The 18,175-nt window shown below is 71.8% G+C and carries 13 protein-coding genes and 1 pseudogene; 7 read left to right on the top strand and 7 right to left on the bottom strand.

Annotated elements, in window-relative coordinates; all coding sequences use genetic code 11:
• Window positions 1-5 precede the first annotated feature (5 nt).
• From OO68_RS39050 to OO68_RS39040, 3 genes are read left to right on the top strand one after another with little or no spacing between them, the layout of a single operon-like run.
• Entirely contained in the window at window positions 6-1,430 is a 1,425-nt protein-coding gene (locus OO68_RS39050; protein WP_033314221.1) for an FGGY-family carbohydrate kinase, read from the top strand.
• Between the two features lie 26 nt (window positions 1,431-1,456).
• Window positions 1,457-2,494 (top strand): glycerophosphodiester phosphodiesterase family protein, encoded by a 1,038-nt coding sequence (locus OO68_RS39045; RefSeq protein WP_033314220.1) that lies wholly within the window; start codon window positions 1,457-1,459, stop codon window positions 2,492-2,494.
• Complete coding sequence (locus tag OO68_RS39040) at window positions 2,494-2,721, top strand: hypothetical protein (protein ID WP_033314219.1); 228 nt, start codon at window positions 2,494-2,496, stop codon at window positions 2,719-2,721. Before OO68_RS39045 ends, OO68_RS39040 begins: the two co-directional genes overlap by 1 nt.
• Before the next feature lie 3 nt (window positions 2,722-2,724).
• Here the strand turns inward: OO68_RS39040 and OO68_RS39035 are convergent, their stop codons facing one another.
• Window positions 2,725-3,363, bottom strand: coding sequence for a mycothiol-dependent nitroreductase Rv2466c family protein (locus tag OO68_RS39035; protein WP_033314218.1), 639 nt, complete (start codon window positions 3,361-3,363; stop codon window positions 2,725-2,727).
• 137 nt (window positions 3,364-3,500) lie between these two features.
• On the opposite strand from OO68_RS39035, the gene pepN reads away from it, so the two are divergent.
• On the top strand, window positions 3,501-6,080 hold the full coding sequence (gene pepN, locus OO68_RS39030) for an aminopeptidase N (protein WP_033314217.1): 2,580 nt from the start codon (window positions 3,501-3,503) through the stop codon (window positions 6,078-6,080).
• Window positions 6,081-6,276: 196 nt separating this feature from the next.
• Window positions 6,277-7,317 carry a hypothetical protein gene (locus OO68_RS39025; protein WP_033314216.1) on the top strand — a complete coding sequence of 347 codons (1,041 nt, stop codon included), beginning with the start codon at window positions 6,277-6,279 and terminating at the stop codon, window positions 7,315-7,317.
• A gap of 82 nt (window positions 7,318-7,399) precedes the next feature.
• Here the strand turns inward: OO68_RS39025 and OO68_RS39020 are convergent.
• The 3 genes and pseudogenes from OO68_RS39020 to OO68_RS39010 form a co-directional block, all read right to left on the bottom strand.
• A pseudogene (locus OO68_RS39020) lies at window positions 7,400-8,399 on the bottom strand (serine hydrolase domain-containing protein).
• Between the two features lie 144 nt (window positions 8,400-8,543).
• The gene (locus OO68_RS39015; protein WP_033314215.1) at window positions 8,544-10,304 is read right to left on the bottom strand and encodes a TIGR03767 family metallophosphoesterase; all 1,761 of its coding nucleotides are present in this window, start codon (window positions 10,302-10,304) and stop codon (window positions 8,544-8,546) included.
• A 240-nt stretch (window positions 10,305-10,544) separates the two neighbouring features.
• Window positions 10,545-11,003, bottom strand: a complete 459-nt coding sequence (locus OO68_RS39010) for an NUDIX hydrolase (protein WP_245237394.1) — start codon at window positions 11,001-11,003, stop codon at window positions 10,545-10,547.
• Between the two features lie 225 nt (window positions 11,004-11,228).
• On the opposite strand from OO68_RS39010, the gene OO68_RS39005 reads away from it, so the two are divergent.
• Window positions 11,229-14,540, top strand: coding sequence for a S8 family serine peptidase (locus OO68_RS39005; protein WP_033314213.1), 3,312 nt, complete (start codon window positions 11,229-11,231; stop codon window positions 14,538-14,540).
• A 60-nt stretch (window positions 14,541-14,600) separates the two neighbouring features.
• On the opposite strand, the gene OO68_RS39000 is transcribed toward OO68_RS39005, so the two are convergent.
• Both OO68_RS39000 and OO68_RS38995 read right to left on the bottom strand, forming a co-directional pair.
• Window positions 14,601-15,389 (bottom strand): hypothetical protein, encoded by a 789-nt coding sequence (locus tag OO68_RS39000; protein ID WP_033314212.1) that lies wholly within the window; start codon window positions 15,387-15,389, stop codon window positions 14,601-14,603.
• 1 nt (window position 15,390) lies between these two features.
• Window positions 15,391-15,924, bottom strand: coding sequence for a sigma-70 family RNA polymerase sigma factor (locus tag OO68_RS38995; protein WP_051814988.1), 534 nt, complete (start codon window positions 15,922-15,924; stop codon window positions 15,391-15,393).
• A 711-nt stretch (window positions 15,925-16,635) separates the two neighbouring features.
• On the opposite strand from OO68_RS38995, the gene OO68_RS38990 reads away from it, so the two are divergent.
• On the top strand, window positions 16,636-17,652 hold the full coding sequence (locus OO68_RS38990) for an aspartate-semialdehyde dehydrogenase (RefSeq protein WP_033314211.1): 1,017 nt from the start codon (window positions 16,636-16,638) through the stop codon (window positions 17,650-17,652).
• On the opposite strand, the gene OO68_RS38985 is transcribed toward OO68_RS38990, so the two are convergent.
• The gene (locus tag OO68_RS38985; protein WP_033314256.1) at window positions 17,642-18,148 is read right to left on the bottom strand and encodes a DUF1203 domain-containing protein; all 507 of its coding nucleotides are present in this window, start codon (window positions 18,146-18,148) and stop codon (window positions 17,642-17,644) included. The genes OO68_RS38990 and OO68_RS38985 overlap by 11 nt on opposite strands.
• Window positions 18,149-18,175 lie beyond the last annotated feature (27 nt).

The raw sequence follows: 18,175 nt of genomic DNA, 5'->3' as shown, positions 1-18,175 counted from the left end.
GCCGCATGTACGTGGGGATCGACGTGGGCACGTCCATGGTCAAGGCGGCGGCCTTCGACGCCATGGGCCGCCAACTGGCGGTGGAGTCACGCCCGGTGGGCCTGGAACTGCACGGCGGGCTGGTCGAACAGGACATGGAGGAGGTGTACGGGGAGGTCGTCGCGGTGCTCGAAGCGCTGACCTCCGCCGTGGCGGAGCCCGTCGAGCTGGCCGGGCTCACGGGGCAGGGCGACGGGGTGTGGCTGGTCGACGGCGAGGGGCGGCCGGTGCGGCCGGCCGCCTCCTGGATGGACGGGCGGGCGCACCAACTGGTCGACCGGTGGCTGGCGGACGGCACCTTCGAGACGGTGTTCCGGCGGACCGGCGGCGCGATGTTCCCGGGCTCCCCGGGCCCGCTGCTGGCGTGGCTCGAACGTCACGAACCGAAGGCCCTGGATGCCGCGAAGGCCGCCCTGTACTGCAAGGACATGGTGTTCCAGCGGCTGACCGGCGCCGGCCCGACGACGGATGTGTCGGACGCGTCGATGCCGTTCCTGGACCCGCGGACCCGGACGTACGACAACCGGGTCGTCGAACTGCTGGGGCTGGCGCACCGCAGGGGGCTGCTCGCCCCGGTCAGCGACCCGGTCGCGACGGCCGGGGCGCGAGGCGAGGGCCTGCCGCCCGGGACCCGGATCGCGAACGGGCCCTACGACCTGCCGGCCTGCGCGCTGGGCGCCGGGGTGACGTCCCCGGGGGACGGTCTGCTGATCGTCGGCACCTGTCTGGCCAGTCTGGTCGCCACCACCGAGCTCGACCTGACCGGCGAACCGGCCGGCCTGTACATCTCCACGGACCGGCCCGGGCACTGGCTGCGCGCCATGCCCGCCATGGTCGGCACGGCAGCGCTGGACTGGGTGCTGTCGACGACGGGCGTGCGGCACGACGAGGTGGACGGCCTGCTGGCCGGGACGCCGCCGGGCGCGAACGGCGTCCGGGTGCTGCCGTACTTCGCGCCCTCCGGTGAACGCGCCCCCTTCGTCGAACCGCGCCTGCGCGCCGAACTCACGGGCGTGTCCCTGGAGTCGGGCCGGGGTGATCTGGTCCGCGCCACCTGCGAGGGCATCGGGTACGCGGCCCGGCACTGCCTGGCGGCGGCGGGCCTCACCGGGAGCCTGGCCGTGTGCGGCGGCGGCACCCGCAGCTCCGCCTGGATGCGGCTGCTGGCCGATGTGCTCGGGCGGCCGTTGCGGGTCGTGGAGGGCGAGGTGGGCGCGCGGGGCGCGGTCCTGGCGGCGGCCGAGCGGTACGGGGTGCCGCTGGACGCGGAGGAGTGGACGCGACCGACGGCGGTCGTCGAGCCGGACCCGGAGCGGGCCGCGTTCTACACCAGGGGCTACGAGGAGCACCTGGACCGGCTGGCCGGGGCACGGGCCCGGGCACGGAAGTGAACCTGGTGTCGACGAAGAGGAGTCCTATGCAACTCGGACGGAGATCCCTCCTGCTCGCGGCGGCCGCGGGAACCGGCGCAGCCGCCACGGCGGGCCCGGCGGCGGCCGGGCCCCGCACGGGCGGCGGCCCGGTCGTCATCGGCCACCGCGGTGCGGCCGGCTGGCGCCCGGAGCACACGGCCCCCTCCTACACGTACGCCGTGCAGACGGGCGCCGACTGGATCGAACCGGACCTGGTGCCGACGAAGGACCATGTGCTGGTGGTCCGGCACGAGAACGAGATTTCCCAGACGACCGACGTGGCCCGCCACCCGGAGTTCGCGGACCGCCGGACGACGAAGACGGTCGACGGGCGGCAGGTGACCGGCTGGTTCACGGAGGACTTCACGCTGGCCGAGCTGAAGACGCTGCGGGCGGTGGAGCGGCTGCCCGCGGTCCGCAACCGCAACACCGTCTTCGACGGGCGTGCGGAAATCATGACCTTCCAGGAGGTCGTGGACCTGGCGCGGAAGCTGTCGCGGGAGCACGGCCGCACGATCGCGGTCTTCCCGGAGACCAAGCACCCCACGTACTTCCGCTCGATCGGACTGCCGTTGGAGCCGAAGCTGGCGGCCGCGATCCGCCGCAACCGGCTGGGGCGGCGCGAGTGCGTCGTGCAGTCCTTCGAACCGACGAGCCTGCGGCGCATGACGGATCTGGACGTGCCCCTGTGGCAGGCGCTGGGGACGACGGGCGGACCCTACGACCTGCCCTCGGTGACCTACCGGGACATGATGACGCCGGCGGGGCTGGCGGGGATCGCTCAGTACGCGGACTGGATCGGGCCTGACAAGTCCTCGGTGGCGGGCACGACGCTCGTCGCGGACGCGCATGCGGCGGGGCTGCGGATCGGGCCGTACACCTTCCGCGCGGAGAACCAGTTCCTGCCGGAGCGGTTCCGGCGCGGGAGCGGAGCGAACGATTTCGGGGACGCGTTCGCGGAATACGCGCTGTACTACCGCATGGGGGTCGATGCGGTCGTAACCGACTTCCCGGACTTGGCGGTGATCGCGAGGAGGAGCTGATGACGGTGAGCCGGGCGTGCCGGACCTGCGGCACCATGCAGGAGTTCCGGATGTTCAACGCCGCCGAGCGGGCGGCGGTCCGGGCGGAGAAGGGGCACGGGCACTTCGTGGACGACTACTGGCGCTGCACCGCGGTCGGCTGCCGGTGGTACCAGCGCTACCTCAACCGCGGTGAGGACGGCCTGCTCCCGGAGGAACTCAAGATCCAGGCCGTCCCCGCCGAGTGAGCCCTACAGGTTGGAGAAGTCCGGGCCCTTGGTGCGGGAGCGCTTGATCTCGTAGAAGCCGGGGACCGAGGCCACGGCGAGGGTGCCGTCCCAGAGGCGGCCGGCCTCCTCGCCCTGCGGGGCCGGGGTGACGACCGGGCCGAAGAAGGCGATCTGCTCGCCGTCGGAGCCGGGCACGGCGATGACCGGGGTGCCGACGTCCTGGCCGACCTTGTCGATGCCCTCCTTGTGGGAGGCGCGCAGCTCGGCCTCGTACGGGGTGGCGTCCCAGTGCTCCAGGAGCGACTCGGGCAGGCCCGCGTCCTTCAGGGCGGCGGCGACCGTCTCCTTGCCGGGGCCCTCGGACCGGTTGTGGATGCGCGTGCCGAGCGCGGTGTAGAAGTCGCCGAGGACCTCGGGGCCGTGCTCCTGCTGCGCGGCTATGACGACCCGGACGGGGCCCCACGCCTTGGTCTCCAGCAGTTCGCGGTACTCCTCGGGCAGTTCGTCCAGCTTGTCCTCGTTCAGGACGGCGAGACTCATGACATGCCAGCGGACCTCGATGTCCCTGACCTTCTCCACCTCCAGGACCCAGCGGGAGGTCATCCAGGCCCAGGGGCACAGCGGGTCGAACCAGAAGTCGACGGGTGTCTTGTCCGGCATGTCTCTCCTCACGAGGAAACCGTTTCTCCGGCAACGCCGGTGTGCGCTCCCGTCATTCCCGGCTGCCCCGTGTCAGGGGCACGTGGCAGGATCAGTCCTGTTCAGCCGTGCCCCACGACATCCGAGGAGTGCCGCCCGTGCCCGGTGAGAATCTGTCCCGCGACGAGGCCCGGGAGCGGGCCGCCCTGCTGAGCGTCGACGGGTACGAGGTGTCCCTCGACCTGCGGTCCGCGGTCGGTGAGGACCCGGGGGACGGGCCCCGCACCTTCCGCTCCGTCACGACGGTCCGCTTCCGCTGCAACGAGCCCGGGGCGAGCAGCTTCGCCGACCTGATCGCGCCGAGTGTGGCGGCCGTCTCGCTCAACGGCCGTGATCTGAACCCCGGCGAGGTATTCGACGGCTCCCGGATCACGCTGGAGGACCTGGCCGCGGACAACGAGCTGGTGGTCGACGCCCGGTGCGCCTACTCGCGCACCGGCGAGGGCCTGCACCGCTTCGTCGACCCCGAGGACGGCGAGGTGTACCTGTACACGCAGTACGAGCCGGCCGACGCGCGCCGGGTCTTCGCCAACTTCGAGCAGCCCGACCTGAAGGCCCCGTACCGCTTCGAGGTGCGGGCGCCGGAGGGCTGGACGGTGTGGAGCAACGGGCCCGGTGAACAGACCGACGGGGTGTGGCGGTTCGCCGAGACCAAGCCGGTCTCGACGTACATCACCTGTGTGGTGGCGGGCCCGTACCACTACGTGACGGACTCCTACTCGCGTACGTTCTCCGACGGCACGACCCTGGAGATCCCGCTCGGCGCCCTGTGCCGCAAGGGCCTCGCGCCCTACTTCGACGCCGACGACGTGTTCCTCGTCACCAAGCAGGGCCTGGACTTCTTCCACGACCACTTCGACTACCCGTACCCGTTCGGGAAGTACGACCAGGCGTTCGTGCCCGAGTACAACCTGGGCGCGATGGAGAACCCGGGTCTTGTGACGTTCCGGGAGGAGTTCATCTTCCGCGGGAAGGTGACGCAGGCGTCCTACGAGGGCCGGGCCAACGTCATCCTGCACGAGATGGCGCACATGTGGTTCGGCGACCTGGTCACCATGGAGTGGTGGGACGACCTGTGGCTGAAGGAGTCCTTCGCGGACTTCATGGGCGCGTTCTCGCTCGTCGGCGCGACCCGCTTCGCGGGCGGCTGGATCACCTTCGCCAACCGCCGCAAGGCCTGGGCCTACCGCGCCGACCAGCTGCCCTCCACGCACCCGATCACGGCGGACATCCGCGACCTCCAGGACGCCAAGCTCAACTTCGACGGCATCACGTACGCCAAGGGCGCGTCGGTGCTGAAGCAGCTCGTGGCGTACGTCGGCGAGGAGGCGTTCCTGGAGGGCGCCCGGCGCTACTTCAAGCGGCACGCCTACGGCAACACCCGCCTCGGTGACCTGCTGTCGGCACTGGAGGAGACAAGCGGCCGGGACATGAGCGCCTGGTCGCGGTCCTGGCTCCAGACGGCCGGGGTGAACGCGCTGACGCCGCAGGTGCTCCTGGGCGCGGACGGCCGCGTCGAGGAGCTGGCGGTGGTGCAGGAGGCGGCGGAGGCGTACCCCGAACTGCGCCCGCACCGGGTCGCGGTGGGCCTGTACCGCGTCACGGACGAAGGGACGCTGGAGCGCTACGCACGCGTGGAGAGCGACGTCGACGGCCCTCGGACGGTCGTGGCGGATCTGGCCGGAGCCGAGGCACCGGACCTGGTCCTGGTCAACGACGACGACCTGACGTACTGCAAGACCCGCTTCGACACGACGTCGCTGGCGACCCTGCGCGACCACCTCGGCTCGGTCACCGACCCGCTCGCGCGCGCCCTGTGCTGGTCGGCGCTGTGGAACATGACGCGGGACGCACTGCTCCCGGCGCGGGACTTCGTGGACCTGGTGCTGCGCTTCGGCGGGCGCGAGTCCGAGATCGGCGTGGTGCAGATGCTGCACGCCTGGGCCGAGTCGGCAATCACCCACTACACGGCGCCCGCCCGGCGTGAGACGGCCGCCGCGCTGCTCGCCGAGGGCGCCCGGCGCGAGCTGTACGCGGCCGGACCGGGCAGCGAGCATCAGCTCGCCTGGGCGCGCTTCTTCGCCCGGACGGCCACCACCGAGGCCGACTTCGAGCTGCTGCGGGACCTGCTCGCGGGCACGGCGACGGTCGAGGGCCTCGACGTGGACCAGGAGCTGCGCTGGGTGTTCCTGGAGCCGCTGGCCGCGCACGGGGTGGTGGACGAGAAGGCCCTGGCCGAGGAGCTGGCCCGGGACGACACGGCCTCCGGCAAGCGCCACCAGGTGCGCTGCCTGGCCGCCCGCCCGTCCGAGGCGGTGAAGGCGCAGGCATGGGCGCAGGTCGTGGAGTCGGACGCGCTGTCCAACGCCATGGTCGAGGCGACCATCGCGGGCTTCTCCCAGGGCTCGCAGCGGGAGCTGATCGCGCCGTACGCCGAGAAGTACTTCGCGGCGATCGAGCGGATCTGGGCCGAGCGGTCGATCCAGATCGGCATGCACGTGGTGCAGGGCCTGTTCCCCTCGCTCCAGCAGTCGAAGGAGACGCTGGACGCCACGGACGCCTGGCTGGACGCCCACAAGGAGGCGGCCCCGGCGCTGCGCCGGCTGGTGCTGGAGTCCCGTGACGATCTGGCACGGGCGTTGCGTGGACAGGCGTGCGACGAGGCCGCTGACCAGTAGCTTTGGCCTGAGATCCAGGCGTTCCGCCTTCGTTACGAGACGATCGCCCCGTGAGCCGTAACCCCTGGCCCGCACCCGAACGGACCAGGGGCTTTCGGCATCCGAACATCCGTCCTTTAGTGCCGGATTGTCCGTATGTGTCGACGGACCTGTAACAGCGGTTCAAAGAGGGCCGGAGCGCGGGAAATTGCGGGGCATGACCCACAACGCCCCGCTCTCCCCCCGCCCGCTGCACGACCTGTCCGGCGGCGGCCGCCCCCGTGTGACGACCACGGCCCGGCTCCGTTCGCACGGCGTCTCCACGGCCGAGACGAACGAGCAGTGCCGCGCGGGCGGCCCCTGGCAACAGCTCCTCCCGGGCGTCGTCCTGCTCCACCCGGGCCCGCCGACCAGCGAGGAGCGGCTGCACGCGGTGCTGATGTACGCGGCGCGGGAGCGCGGCACCGGGGTCCCCGCCCAGCCGGGCGGGAGCCGGCCGCACGCCCCCGCCTACCCCGAGGCGATGATCACGGGCCTGGCCGCGCTGACCCTGCACGGCTTCTCCTCCACTCCCCCGCTGCCGTCCCTGGACACCATCGACGTCCTGGTCCCGCGGCTGCGGAGGCTGCGCTCCACGGGCTGCGCGCGGATCGTCCGCACGCCCGTCATGCCCGACCCCGAGCAGGTCACCGGGGTGCCGGTGGCGCCGGTCGCCCGCGCGCTGGCCGACGCGGTGGCCGGACTCGCGGACGCCGGCACCGTCCGCCGGCTGCTCACGGAGGCGGTCCGCGGCGGCCACTGCGACCCGGCTGCGGTGGTCCGGGAACTGAACCAGGCACGGCTGCTGAGCCGCCCGCACGTCGTGGACGCGGTGGATTCCCTGCTCGCCGAGGGCCGGGCCCGGGCGGAGGACCGCCTGTACCGGATGGTCCGCGAGTACGGCCTGCCCGACCCGGCCTGGAACGTCGACCTGCGCCTGCCCGGCGGCCCCTACCTCGGCGGCCTCGACGCGTACTGGCCGGACCAGGCGGTGGCGGTGGAACTCGACACCCGGGCTCCCCGGCAGGACGACGACGCCCTGTGGTCCGAGTACGCCCGCAAGCGCGAGCACCTGGAACGGCTCGGCATCACGGTCGTGCACATCACGCCGAGGAAGCTCCGCGACGCCCCGGAGCAGCAGGCGACGGTGCTCCGCACGGCCCTGATGGCCTCGGCCGACCGCGAACCGGCGGCGTATGTCGTGGTCCTGCCCCGGTAGTGACGGACCGGGCGCAGGACCAGGAGGGGGGGAGGAGGGGCCGCCGGGACACCCCGGCGGCCCCTCCTCGCGCTGTGCGTGGCTACCGGCCGCAGAACTCCGCCTCGATGATCGCGTCGGTGCTCCCCGACCAGTCGCCGTTGAAGTTGACGGCGAGGGAGTGCCGGCCGTCCTCGCTGGTCACCGCGTCCGAGTTCGAGCCGTAGATCCCGCCGTCGTGGCCCCAGACGTGCACGCCGCAACAGAGCTTGCGGTCGACGAGCCCCAGGCCGTAGCGGCTGGTGTCCCGGCTGGACGGGACGGTGGTCTTCATCTCTTTCAGCTGCTCGGGCGGGAGCAGCCTGCCCCGGAGCAGGGCCGAGTAGAAGCGGTTCAGGTCGGCGGAGCTGGAGACCATCTGCCCGGAGCCGTAGGCCAGGCGCGGGTTCAGTTCCGTGACGTCGTACGTCGGGCCGGTGTCCGTCCTGGCCAGCTTGGAGTAGGCGCGGCTGCCGGGCCGGGGCAGGGTGACCCGGGCGGTGGGGACCGACGTCGAGGTCAGGTGCAGGGGGCCGATGATCCGGCGGTCGATCTCGTCGCCGTAGTCGTTGCCGGTGGCCTTCTCGATCACCCGGGCGGCCAGGAGGTAGTTGGTGTTGGAGTAGGCGAACGACGCGCCGGGCTCGAAGTACGGCTCGTTCTTCGTCGCGATGGCGAGCATGTCCTCGGGGGCCGCCTCGTCGAAGCGGTGCTTCAGGAAGCCCTTGGCGGTCATGTACGTCTGCTGGAAGCCCGGGTCCTCCAGGTAGTCGAAGATGCCGCTGGTGTGGTTCAGGAGCTGCCGGATCGTGATGCGCCGGCCGTCGTGGCCATCGCCCCGGACCGCGCCCGGCAGCCACTGCTCCACGGTGTCGTCGAGCGACAGCCGCCCTTGCGCCTCCAGTTGGAGGACGACCGTGGCGACGAACGTCTTGGTGATGCTGGCGATCCGGTAGTGGTCCCGGGCCGAACGCGGCGTTCCCTTCTTCAGGTCGCCGACCCCGGCCGTGGCCGCCCAGGTGCCGTGGCCCCGCCGGAGCCGCCAGGGCCGCCGACAGCGCCATCGCCGTCGCCGCCGTCAGGGCCGCCGTGCGCACGCGTCTGTTCATGTCCCCGTTCCCCCTGTCACGTCATGTCGAGTCGTGCCGGGAGGCGGGACTCCGGTGGCGGGGGCGGGGGTTGACCGCCGCCGGGCGGTTGAGCGGGTATCAGCCCTTCTTGAGCACCAGTTCGGTGTTGCGGTCGTTCGGGTCGCCGCCGAGGGTCGTGCTCGCGCCGGGCGCGTTGAGGGACAGCTCGCGGTAGAGGGCCGCGAGGCCGGTCTGGGAGAGGTCGGAGAAGTCCGTGCGGGACGGGGCCGAGGACTCCACCAGCGTCGTGAACAGGGAGATCGTGCCGTCCTTGTTGTCGGTCAGTTCGATGACCCGGGCCAGCTGCGGGAAGTCGACGTGGGAGGCGGTGGAGATCTCCCAGAAGGAGCCGCCGCTCGCCAGGGCGTGCGGGGTGATGACGTTCTTGTGGATGTGGCCGTTCACCCACGCAAGCACCCTGGGGTGGTTGCCGAGCAGGGCGAGGACCTCCTGGCCGTCGTGGCGGCGCTCGGTGGGGCGGGCCGGGTCGCGGCGGAGGTTCGTCATCGTCTTGCTGGTGTGGTGGCTGAAGATCACCGCGTAGGAGTCCTTGTTGTCCCGCAGTGTCTTGTCGAGCCACTTGAGCTGGGCCGTGCCGACGGACCCCTCGTAGTGGCCGCCGGAGTCGGTGGTGTCCAGGCTGATGCCGATGACGTCGTCGGAGATGCGGAAGGCGTAGTACTGGGTGCCCGCGTCCAGGTTGGCGGAGGAGTAGCCGTGACCGGCCGGTCCGACGCCGCGGTGGGCCGGGTCCAGGTGGGCCTTCAGGTACTCGGCCTGGGTGAAGGGGGCGCGCCGCTCGTCGGGGGTGACCGAACGCATGCGGCGGGCCTGGGAGGTGAGGAAGTCGTGGTAGCGGACGCCCTGCGGGTCGCGGGCCTTCTTGATCTGCGCCTGGAGCCGCTGCGCCTCGGCCGCGGAGACGTCCATCAGCTTCTTGCCGCCGACGGCGAGTTCGGTGAGGTACGAGTCACCGTGCGAGGCGTAGCAGCCCATCGGCAGCGAGTCGTGGTTGCCGACCGTCGAGTACCAGGGGAGGTTGAGGCCGGGGCTGCGCACCTCGCGGATCGCGGCCTTCAGGAAGCCGTCGAGGTGGGGGAAGCCCGCTTGCTTGTCGCTGTCGCGGACCGCGGCGTCGGGCTGCCAGTACTGCTTGAGGCCGCTGTTCTGGACACCCTCGTACCGGCGCGGGTCACCCGTGTTGGGCGTGATGCGTCCCCCGCTCATGATCTTCAGGAACCAGTCCAGCTCGGACTTGGCGTTGTTGTCCGTGTTGTCGCCGGTGGTCATGGCGAAGTGCAGCGGGGCGCCGGTGACGGGGGCGCCGCGCAGCGCGTTGATCCGCTCCACCAGCGCGATCGCGCCCTGCACGGTCAGCGCCTCGTGCGGCCGCCAGGCGTGGATGTCGGCCGAGCGCAGGTACTCCAGACGCAACGGGTGCTGGGCGTCGATGATGTGCAGGTCGGTGAGCTGCACGAACGCGGCGAGCGGGGTACGGCGGCCGGCCCGGCCGGGCTTGGGCGCGGCCAGGTCGGAGCGGACGACCCGCTGCCAGCCGGGCCCGTCGTTCAGACGCCGGTAGCCGGAGCTGCCGCGCGGGGCGGCGACGGACGCCAGGGTGGTGCCCTTGGTGTAGGGGGCCAGCGGCGCGGCCGGTGCCCGGCGCGAGGAGGCCGCGACGGCGGCGTCGGTGCTCTCCTTGACCGTGGCGGCCTGGCTGTCGCTGGGCCGCAGGGCGTAGCCGACGCCCCCGGAGAGGGCGACCGCGCCGGTGGCGGCGAGGACGGAACGACGGTGGATGCCCCGGCCGGAGCCGGCGACTGAGCGTGTGCGCGACATGCGCTTCTCTCCCCGAGTGCGAACGCGTCGGCAGTGGTCGCGGGGCGTTCACGTCTGAACACCCCGCTCGTACTGGATCGTTGGCATCGGGAATGACCTGCGCGTAAACGAGGCGGCAACGCGCAGCGCAGATCACCGTACGTGGATCTTGGACCACCCTGCGCGTCGTCGCCTGCTCCGGATACGGCCCGGAGCCGGTCACGCCGCGTTCACCTTCCGGGGTAGCGCACCGGGGGCGTGCTACGCCGGGGCGTCGGCCAGCCGTCCGGTGACCGGGCGTTCGCGCCACATCCGCAGGGCGATGTCGACCAGCGAGATCCGCACAAGACCGGGCACCGCGTCCAGGTCGTGCCAGGCGGCGAGGTCGGTGGAGCCGTTCACCTCGTTGCGCAGTTCGCCGCCGGTGATGCGGCCCTCGTAGACGAACCGGACGCCGTGATGGTCGACGGCGGGTCCGAAGCCGTTGCGGAAGACGCGGTGGGAGGAGTCCACGCCGAGCAGGCCGGTCACCTCGATGCGGTAGCCGGTCTCCTCCTCCACCTCCCGCCGGACGGTGTCGTAGGGGTCCTCGCCGTGCTCCATGCCGCCGCCCGGCACGACCCACTCGGGCGTGCCGTCCTGGGCGGGCGAGCGGGCGAGCAGGATCTGTCCGTCCCGGACGCATATGGCGTAGGCCGCCACCCTCAACTTCTGTCGCACTCCGGGACGTTAACCGATTTCTTTGCCACCTTCAGGACTGATGCTCACAAATCGCATCGCGGGTTTTCCCCATACATCCATCTCGTTTCGGTCAACGCTCCCCAAAGGACTTCACCTTGCGTAAGGCTGTGCGATCGTCCGGGCTTGCCGTTCGGACCATCTGCGACCAGGACCGATCGGGCCCCGGTCGCTTCCCGCTCGTTCCTTTACCTACAAGGGATGCCGATGACCCCTCCCACCCCGCGCGATCAGATATCGGGCCCGAGACGTGTGGCACGCATCGCCGTGGCCGCCGGTCTCGTCGCCGCGCTCTCCGCGGCCGGGCCCATCCCCCTGGCGTTCTCCGCCGACGGCCCGGGCGCTGACGCCCCGGCCGAGCCGAGCGTCAAGTCCGCGCACGCCAAGCTCGGTTCGGACGACGCGGACCTGCTCGCGGAGGCCAAGGCCGACGGCGACAAGACCGTCACGATGATGATCGCCACCGCGCCCGGGAAGACCGAGCAGGTCGCCGGGCAGCTGGACGCGGTCAAGGGCGGCTCGGTCGGCCGGGCCGACGACAGGCTCGGCTACGTCCGCGCCACCGTCCCGACGGCCAAGGCCGACTCGGCGATCGCCGCCGCCGCCAAGCTGTCCTCCGTGCACGGCATCGACCTGCGCGAGGAGATCCCGCTGGACGACCCGGCACCGAGCGCGGACACCGCCAAGGGCGCCAAGGCCGCGCAGGGGACGTACCCGGCGCCGGGGAAGAAGACCCCGGCCGAGAACCCGTACAACCCGTCCTTCGAGACGGGCGCGGTCGACTTCGTCGAGGACCACCCGAAGGCCGACGGCCGCGGCGTCACCATCGGCATCCTGGACTCCGGCGTGGACCTCGGCCACCCGGCGCTGCAGAAGACGACGACCGGTGAGCGGAAGATCGTCGACTGGGTGACGGCGACCGACCCGATCATCGACAACGACAACACCTGGCGCCCGATGGTCTCGGCCGTGTCCGGCCCGGCCTTCACCTACCAGGGCCAGTCGTACAAGGCGCCGGCGGGCTCGTACGCCGTCAGCCTGTTCAAGGAGTCGTACACCACCGGCGGCGACGCGGCGGGCGACGCCAACCGGGACGGCGACACCACCGACGCCTGGGGCGTGCTGTACGACGCCAAGGCCGGCACGGTCCGGGTCGACCTGAACAACAACAACGACTTCGGCGACGACGCCCCGATGAAGCCGTACAAGGACGGCCACCAGGTCGGGTACTTCGGCACCGACAACCCGGCCACCGACGTCGCCGAGCGGCAGCCGTTCGTCGTGGAGATCCGCAAGGACGTCCCGATGGACCCGCTGGGCGGCACCTGGGTCGGCAAGAAGTCCGACTTCGTCAACATCGGTGTCATCGAGTCCGAGCACGGCACGCACGTCGCCGGCATCACCGCCGCCAACGGCCTGTTCGGCGGGAAGATGGACGGTGCCGCTCCGGGCGCCAAGCTGGTCTCCTCGCGCGCCTGCACCTGGTCCGGCGGCTGCACCAACGTGGCGCTCACCGAGGGCATGATCGACCTCGTCACCAAGCGCGGTGTCGACATCGTCAACATGTCCATCGGCGGCCTGCCGGCGCTGAACGACGGCAACAACGCGCGCGCCGAGCTGTACACGCGGCTCATCGACACCTACGGCGTCCAGCTGGTGATCTCCGCGGGCAACTCCGGCCCCGGCGCCAACACCATCGGCGACCCGGCCCTGGCCGAGAAGGTCATCTCGGTCGGCGCGTCCGTCTCCAAGGAGACCTGGGCCGCCAACTACGGCTCGGTCGTGGAGAAGAAGTACGCGATGATGCCGTTCTCCTCGCGCGGCCCGCGTGAGGACGGCGGCTTCACGCCGACCCTGGTCGCCCCCGGTGCGGCGATCAACACCATCCAGACCTGGATGCCGGGCCAGCCGGTCGCCGAGGCGGGCTACTCCCTGCCGGCCGGCTACGGCATGCTCCAGGGCACCTCGATGGCCTCCCCGCAGGCCGCGGGTGCCTCGGCGCTGCTGATCTCGGCCGCCAAGCAGAAGAAGATCGACCTCACGCCGGCGACCCTGCGCACGGCCCTCACCTCCACCGCCGACCACATCAAGGGTGTGCAGGCGTACGAGGAGGGCGCGGGCCTCATGAACATCGAGGACGCCTGGGACGCCATTCGCGACGACGCCACCTCGCACTCCTACGCGGTCAAGGCGCCGGTCGACACCGCGATCGACCAGTTCCTGAAGACCCCGGGCTTCGGCACGGGCCTGTACGACCGTGAGGGCGGCCTGAAGGCCGGCCAGAAGAAGACGTACGAGATCACCATCACCCGTACGTCCGGCGCCGACAAGGCGATCCGGCACGAGCTGCACTTCGAGAACAACGCGGGCGGCACGTTCCGCATCGTCGGCTCCGACGAGGTGAAGCTGCCGCTGAACAAGCCGGTGACCGTCAAGGTCCAGGCCGCGCCGAAGTCCGCGGGCATCAAGAGCGCGATCCTCGAGGTCGACGACCCGAAGACCGAGGGCATCGACCGCCAGGTCCTGAACACCGTGGTCGTCGCGGCGCCGCTGAAGTACACCTTCTCCGCGAAGGACTCGGTGCAGCGCAACAGCTCGCACCACTACTTCGTCACCCTCCCGGAGGGCGCCAAGACCCTTGAGGTCGCGATGAGCGGGCTGAAGGACAAGAGCCAGACCCGGTTCATCTCCATCCACCCGTACGGCGTCCCGTCCGACCCGACGTCGACGATCAACTGCTACCCGAACTACTCCAACCCGGCCAACACCTGCCGCCCCGACCTGCGGTCGTACGCGGACCCGCAGCCGGGCGTGTGGGAGATCGAGGTCGAGTCGCGCCGTACGTCGCCGCTGCTCGACAACCCGTACAAGCTGGACGTCGCCGTCCTCGGCGCGGCCTTCGACCCGGAGACCGTGACCGTGCCCGAGGCGAAGGTCGGCACCCCGGCCGCCGCCTCCTGGAAGGTGACGAACGGCTTCGCCGCGCTCGACGGCAAGCTGGTGGGCGGCCCGCTGGGCTCGGCCAAGGCGACCCGCCCCTCGATCAAGCAGGGTGAGACGCAGACCACGACGGTCGAGGTGCCCGCGGGCGCGAAGTCGCTGGACGTCGCCATCGGCAAGGTTTCGGACAACGCCGCGGACCTGGACCTCGCCGTGTACGACGCGTCGGGCGCGCAGGTCGGCAGCTCCGCCGACGGCGACTCGGAGGAGTCGGTCTCGATCCCCTCCCCGGCCGCCGGGAAGTACTCGATCGAGGTCGTCGGCTACTCGGTGCCGGCCGGCACCACGGAGTACGACTACCAGGACGTGTTCTTCTCCCCCTCCCTCGGCAGCGTCAGCGTCGAGGGGTCGGCGCCGGTGAAGCTCGGCACGGGCGACTCCGCGACGGTCTCGGGCAGCGTCACCGCCGCGGCCGCCGCTCCCGAGGGGCGTGAGTTCTTCGGCCAGGTCCAGCTGGTCAACGCGCGCGGCACGGTCGCGGGCCTGGGCAGCGTGAAGATCGAGAAGGTTCTGCCGTAGCGGTATCGCGGCAGCTGTGGGGCGGGCGTCCGTTTGGGCGCCCGCCCTTCTTGCTGTTCCTCACGGGCACGGGAGGGTGCGCGAGGCGGGCAGCGCGTCGGTGATCCACGCCCGTTCGCGGGCGATCTCCTTCTCCCCGGTCGCCCACGTGTCCGGGTGGGCCTGATCGCCGGAGATGCCGACGAGCATGTGTTCACCGGACCGGAGCGAGGGGACGGCGCCGGTCTCCAGGGGGAAGGTGATCCGCGCCCGGCCCTTGTCGGGCTTGTAGTAGCGCGTCACGTCCAGGGTGATCCGGTCCTGGCCCGTGCCGGGAACGGCCTCGACCTCGGTGACGATGCCCTCGGCGACGATCCGGGCGCAGGCGAGATACCCGGCGTGGCTGAGCTTGGCGTCCTCTTGGGCGTGCTCCCGGCCGGCGGAACCGTCGGCGGCGGACGACGCGCCCTGATCGCTCCCGGTGTCCGTGCCGCCGCTCTGGACGACGAGCCAGCCCATGCCGATCACGAAACCGGCACCGACGGCCGCGACGAGGCCCTTCAGGGCCAGGTCCCAGGGCTTGCGCCGGTCGCGGCGCGCGGACAGGGAGGTCACGGAGGCGCCGCCTCCTGCCGCCGGTCCGGGCTCGGAGTGCTGCTCAGGGGTCTCTTCAAGGACCCGTTCGGGCCCGGCGAGTGCCTGTCCGATGAGGCCCAGCTGCTCGCGCAGCAACGCCACGTCGGCGGCCGCGGACCGGTACTCCGCCTGGAAGGCGTCGTCCGCGAGGGCATCGTCCGGTGGCGCCTCACCGGTGATCACCGCCATGAGCGCGACCTCGCTGTGCCCGTCCTTGCCATGCTCGGCGGTCACGTCACACCACCTCGTCCTCGTGCAGGCGGGCGCGCAGAGCCCGTACCGCCGTGTGCAGCCGGCTCTTGACCGTGCCCTCCGGGACGCCCAGCTGCTCGGCGATGGACCGGACCGGCAGGTCGGCGTAGAAGCGCAGGACGACGACCTGCCGCTGGGCGTCGGGCAGCTCGTCCAGGCCCTGGGCGACGGCGACGGACAGCACGCTGCTGTCCTCGCCGGAGGGGTGCTCCGCCGGCTGGCGCAGGGCGGCCAGCCGCTCCCCGAGCCGTTCCTGGCGGCGCTTGGCCCGGTGCCAGTCCATGGCGAGGTTGGAGGCGACGACCGCCGCCCACGCCGAGACGTCCCGCGGTGCCTCCCGGCCGCTCGCGGCCCGCTCCAGCAGCCGCAGGCGGACCTGCTGCACCCCGTCCGGCAGGTCCGCCTGCGGCACCCCGCCGAGCGCGAGCACCGCCCGCACCCGGCGCTCCTGCGCCACGTCCAGCGGATCGGCCTCACCCAGCGGATCAGCCGCGCCCGCCGCACCGGCCTCGCCCAGCGAACCGGCCTCGCCCGACCGACCGGCCCCGCCCAACGGACCGGCACCGGCCGCGCTCGACGTACCGGCCCCGCCCGGCCCACCGGCACCGCCAGGCCAGCCGGCCTCGCCCGCCGGACCGGCCTCGCTAGACGTACCGGACCCGCCCGACCGACCGGCCCCGCCCAGCGGACCCGCCTCGCCCGCCGGACCGACCCCGCCCGACCGACCAGCCGCGCTCGACGTACCGGCCCCGCCCGACCGACCAGCCGCGCTCGACATATCGGCCCCGCCCAGCGGATCGGCCGCGTCCCGCGGACCGTCGCCGGTCGCGGTGTGCGCCTCCCGGGCGCGCCGGGCCCTCCCGCGCAGCAGCACAAGCCACCCCCCTCGCCGTGTTTCTCCTACGACGCCGGTACGGCCCGGAACGTTCGGCACGTTCGGCCGTTTTCCCGGCGCGGGCCGGCCGGGCCGCAGAGGCATACATCACACTTCCGTGTGGCCGAGACCGACAGGGGCAGGCGAGCTTGCGGCGCACGACCCCGGCCGGATGAATTCCTCCAGCTCAGCGGGGTCGACACCGCAGGTCCGCAACCGTGGGGCGGGACACGCCGTCCCACTTCCTGGGCAGTGCGGGGAAAGAAGTGGACAGGCGGGCCGTGGTCGGCCGCATGATGGAAAAGCCTCGGCCAAGCAACGAGCACGTGAAGAGACGCAGGAGAGGGAGTCACCGTGAGGGTCGGAATCGTCGGAGCCACCGGACAGGTCGGCACGGTCATGCGCAGGATCCTCACGGAGCGGAACTTCCCGGTCACGGAGCTGCGCCTGTTCGCCTCGGCCCGTTCCGCGGGCACGGAGCTGGACGGCGTGACGGTGGAGGACGCGGCGACCGCCGACTACACCGGCCTTGACATCGTGCTGTTCTCCGCGGGCGGCGCGACCTCCAAGGCGCTGGCCGAGAAGGTCGCCTCCCAGGGCGCGGTCGTGATCGACAACTCCTCCGCGTGGCGCAAGCACCCGGAGGTCCCCCTGGTCGTCTCCGAGGTCAACCCGCACGCGATCAAGGACCGCCCCAAGGGCATCATCGCCAACCCGAACTGCACGACGATGGCCGCGATGCCGGTCCTGCGTCCGCTGCACGACGAGGCGGGCCTGGAAGCCCTGGTCGTCGCCACGTACCAGGCGGTCTCCGGTTCCGGCCTCGCGGGCGTCGCCGAGCTGCACGGCCAGACGCAGAAGGTCGTCGCCGAGGCCGAGAAGCTCACCCACGACGGTGAGGCGGTGGACTTCCCGGAGCCGGGCGTCTACAAGCGCCCCATCGCCTTCAACGTACTGCCGCTGGCGGGCAGCATCGTCGACGACGGCCTGAACGAGACCGACGAGGAGCAGAAGCTCCGCAACGAGTCCCGCAAGATCCTGGAGATCCCGGGCCTGAAGGTCTCCGGCACCTGCGTGCGCGTCCCGGTCTTCTCCGGCCACTCCCTCCAGATCAACGCCCGCTTCGCCCGCCCGATCTCCCCGGAGCGCGCGACGGAGCTCCTGAAGGACGCCCCCGGCGTCGAGCTCTCCGACATCCCGACCCCCCTCCAGGCCGCCGGCAACGACCCGTCCTACGTCGGCCGCATCCGCAGTGACGAGACGGTGGACAACGGCCTGGCCCTCTTCGTCTCCAACGACAACCTCCGCAAGGGCGCGGCGCTGAACGCCGTACAGATCGCGGAGCTGGTGGCGGCGGAGCTCAAGGGCTGACCCCTCCCGCCCCGTAGTCCCGGCGCACCTCGTAGAGGAAGCAGCCGTACTCGACGGCCCGGACGTGGACCAGTGCCACGGCCGGGTCGTCGAACGCTTCTGTGAAGGCCTCACCGAAACCGGTGGGGTCCTCGACCAGCCGGCCGCCCAGGATGTGCCCCTCGGCCGAGTAGCGGCGGACCGTGCGACGGCTGCCGGTGAACGGGAGGCCGCCGGTCTCCGGTCCCTCGCACTCCTCGGCGTGGATGAAGACCGGGCCCTGTTCGTCGTAGGGGCCCGGGGCGGCGCCCGTCTCCGACGCCCAGCGGCGGAGCGGGGCGTAGGAGACCAGGGCCAGGCGTTCGCCCGGCTCGCTGTGGCGCAGGCAGCAGCGCAACGGGCTGCCGCCCTCGGTGTCGGTGAAGCCGTCGGTCCGGCGGCCCGCGTCGTCCGTCGTGCGCAGTTCCTTCAGGGCGCGCGGGGAGATGGGGCGTGCGGTGTACGCGGTGGTCGTCATGGTCACCAGGCTCACTCGCGCGATCCG

The sequence above is a fragment of the Streptomyces iakyrus genome (genome assembly GCF_000717055.1).
Classification (GTDB): Bacteria; Actinomycetota; Actinomycetes; order Streptomycetales; family Streptomycetaceae; genus Streptomyces; species Streptomyces iakyrus.
This window is presented reverse-complemented; position numbering and strand designations above follow the sequence as displayed.

What these genes read in the sequence shown, in the direction of transcription:
- OO68_RS39050 (WP_033314221.1), top strand. Translation starts at nt 6, where the DNA reads ATGTACGTGGGGATCGACGTGGGCACGTCCATGGTCAAGGCGGCGGCC.
- OO68_RS39045 (WP_033314220.1), top strand. Translation starts at nt 1,457, where the DNA reads ATGCAACTCGGACGGAGATCCCTCCTGCTCGCGGCGGCCGCGGGAACC.
- OO68_RS39040 (WP_033314219.1), top strand. Translation starts at nt 2,494, where the DNA reads ATGACGGTGAGCCGGGCGTGCCGGACCTGCGGCACCATGCAGGAGTTC.
- OO68_RS39035 (WP_033314218.1), bottom strand. Translation starts at nt 3,363, where the DNA reads ATGCCGGACAAGACACCCGTCGACTTCTGGTTCGACCCGCTGTGCCCC.
- OO68_RS39025 (WP_033314216.1), top strand. Translation starts at nt 6,277, where the DNA reads ATGACCCACAACGCCCCGCTCTCCCCCCGCCCGCTGCACGACCTGTCC.
- OO68_RS39015 (WP_033314215.1), bottom strand. Translation starts at nt 10,304, where the DNA reads ATGTCGCGCACACGCTCAGTCGCCGGCTCCGGCCGGGGCATCCACCGT.
- OO68_RS39005 (WP_033314213.1), top strand. Translation starts at nt 11,229, where the DNA reads ATGACCCCTCCCACCCCGCGCGATCAGATATCGGGCCCGAGACGTGTG.
- OO68_RS38985 (WP_033314256.1), bottom strand. Translation starts at nt 18,148, where the DNA reads ATGACGACCACCGCGTACACCGCACGCCCCATCTCCCCGCGCGCCCTG.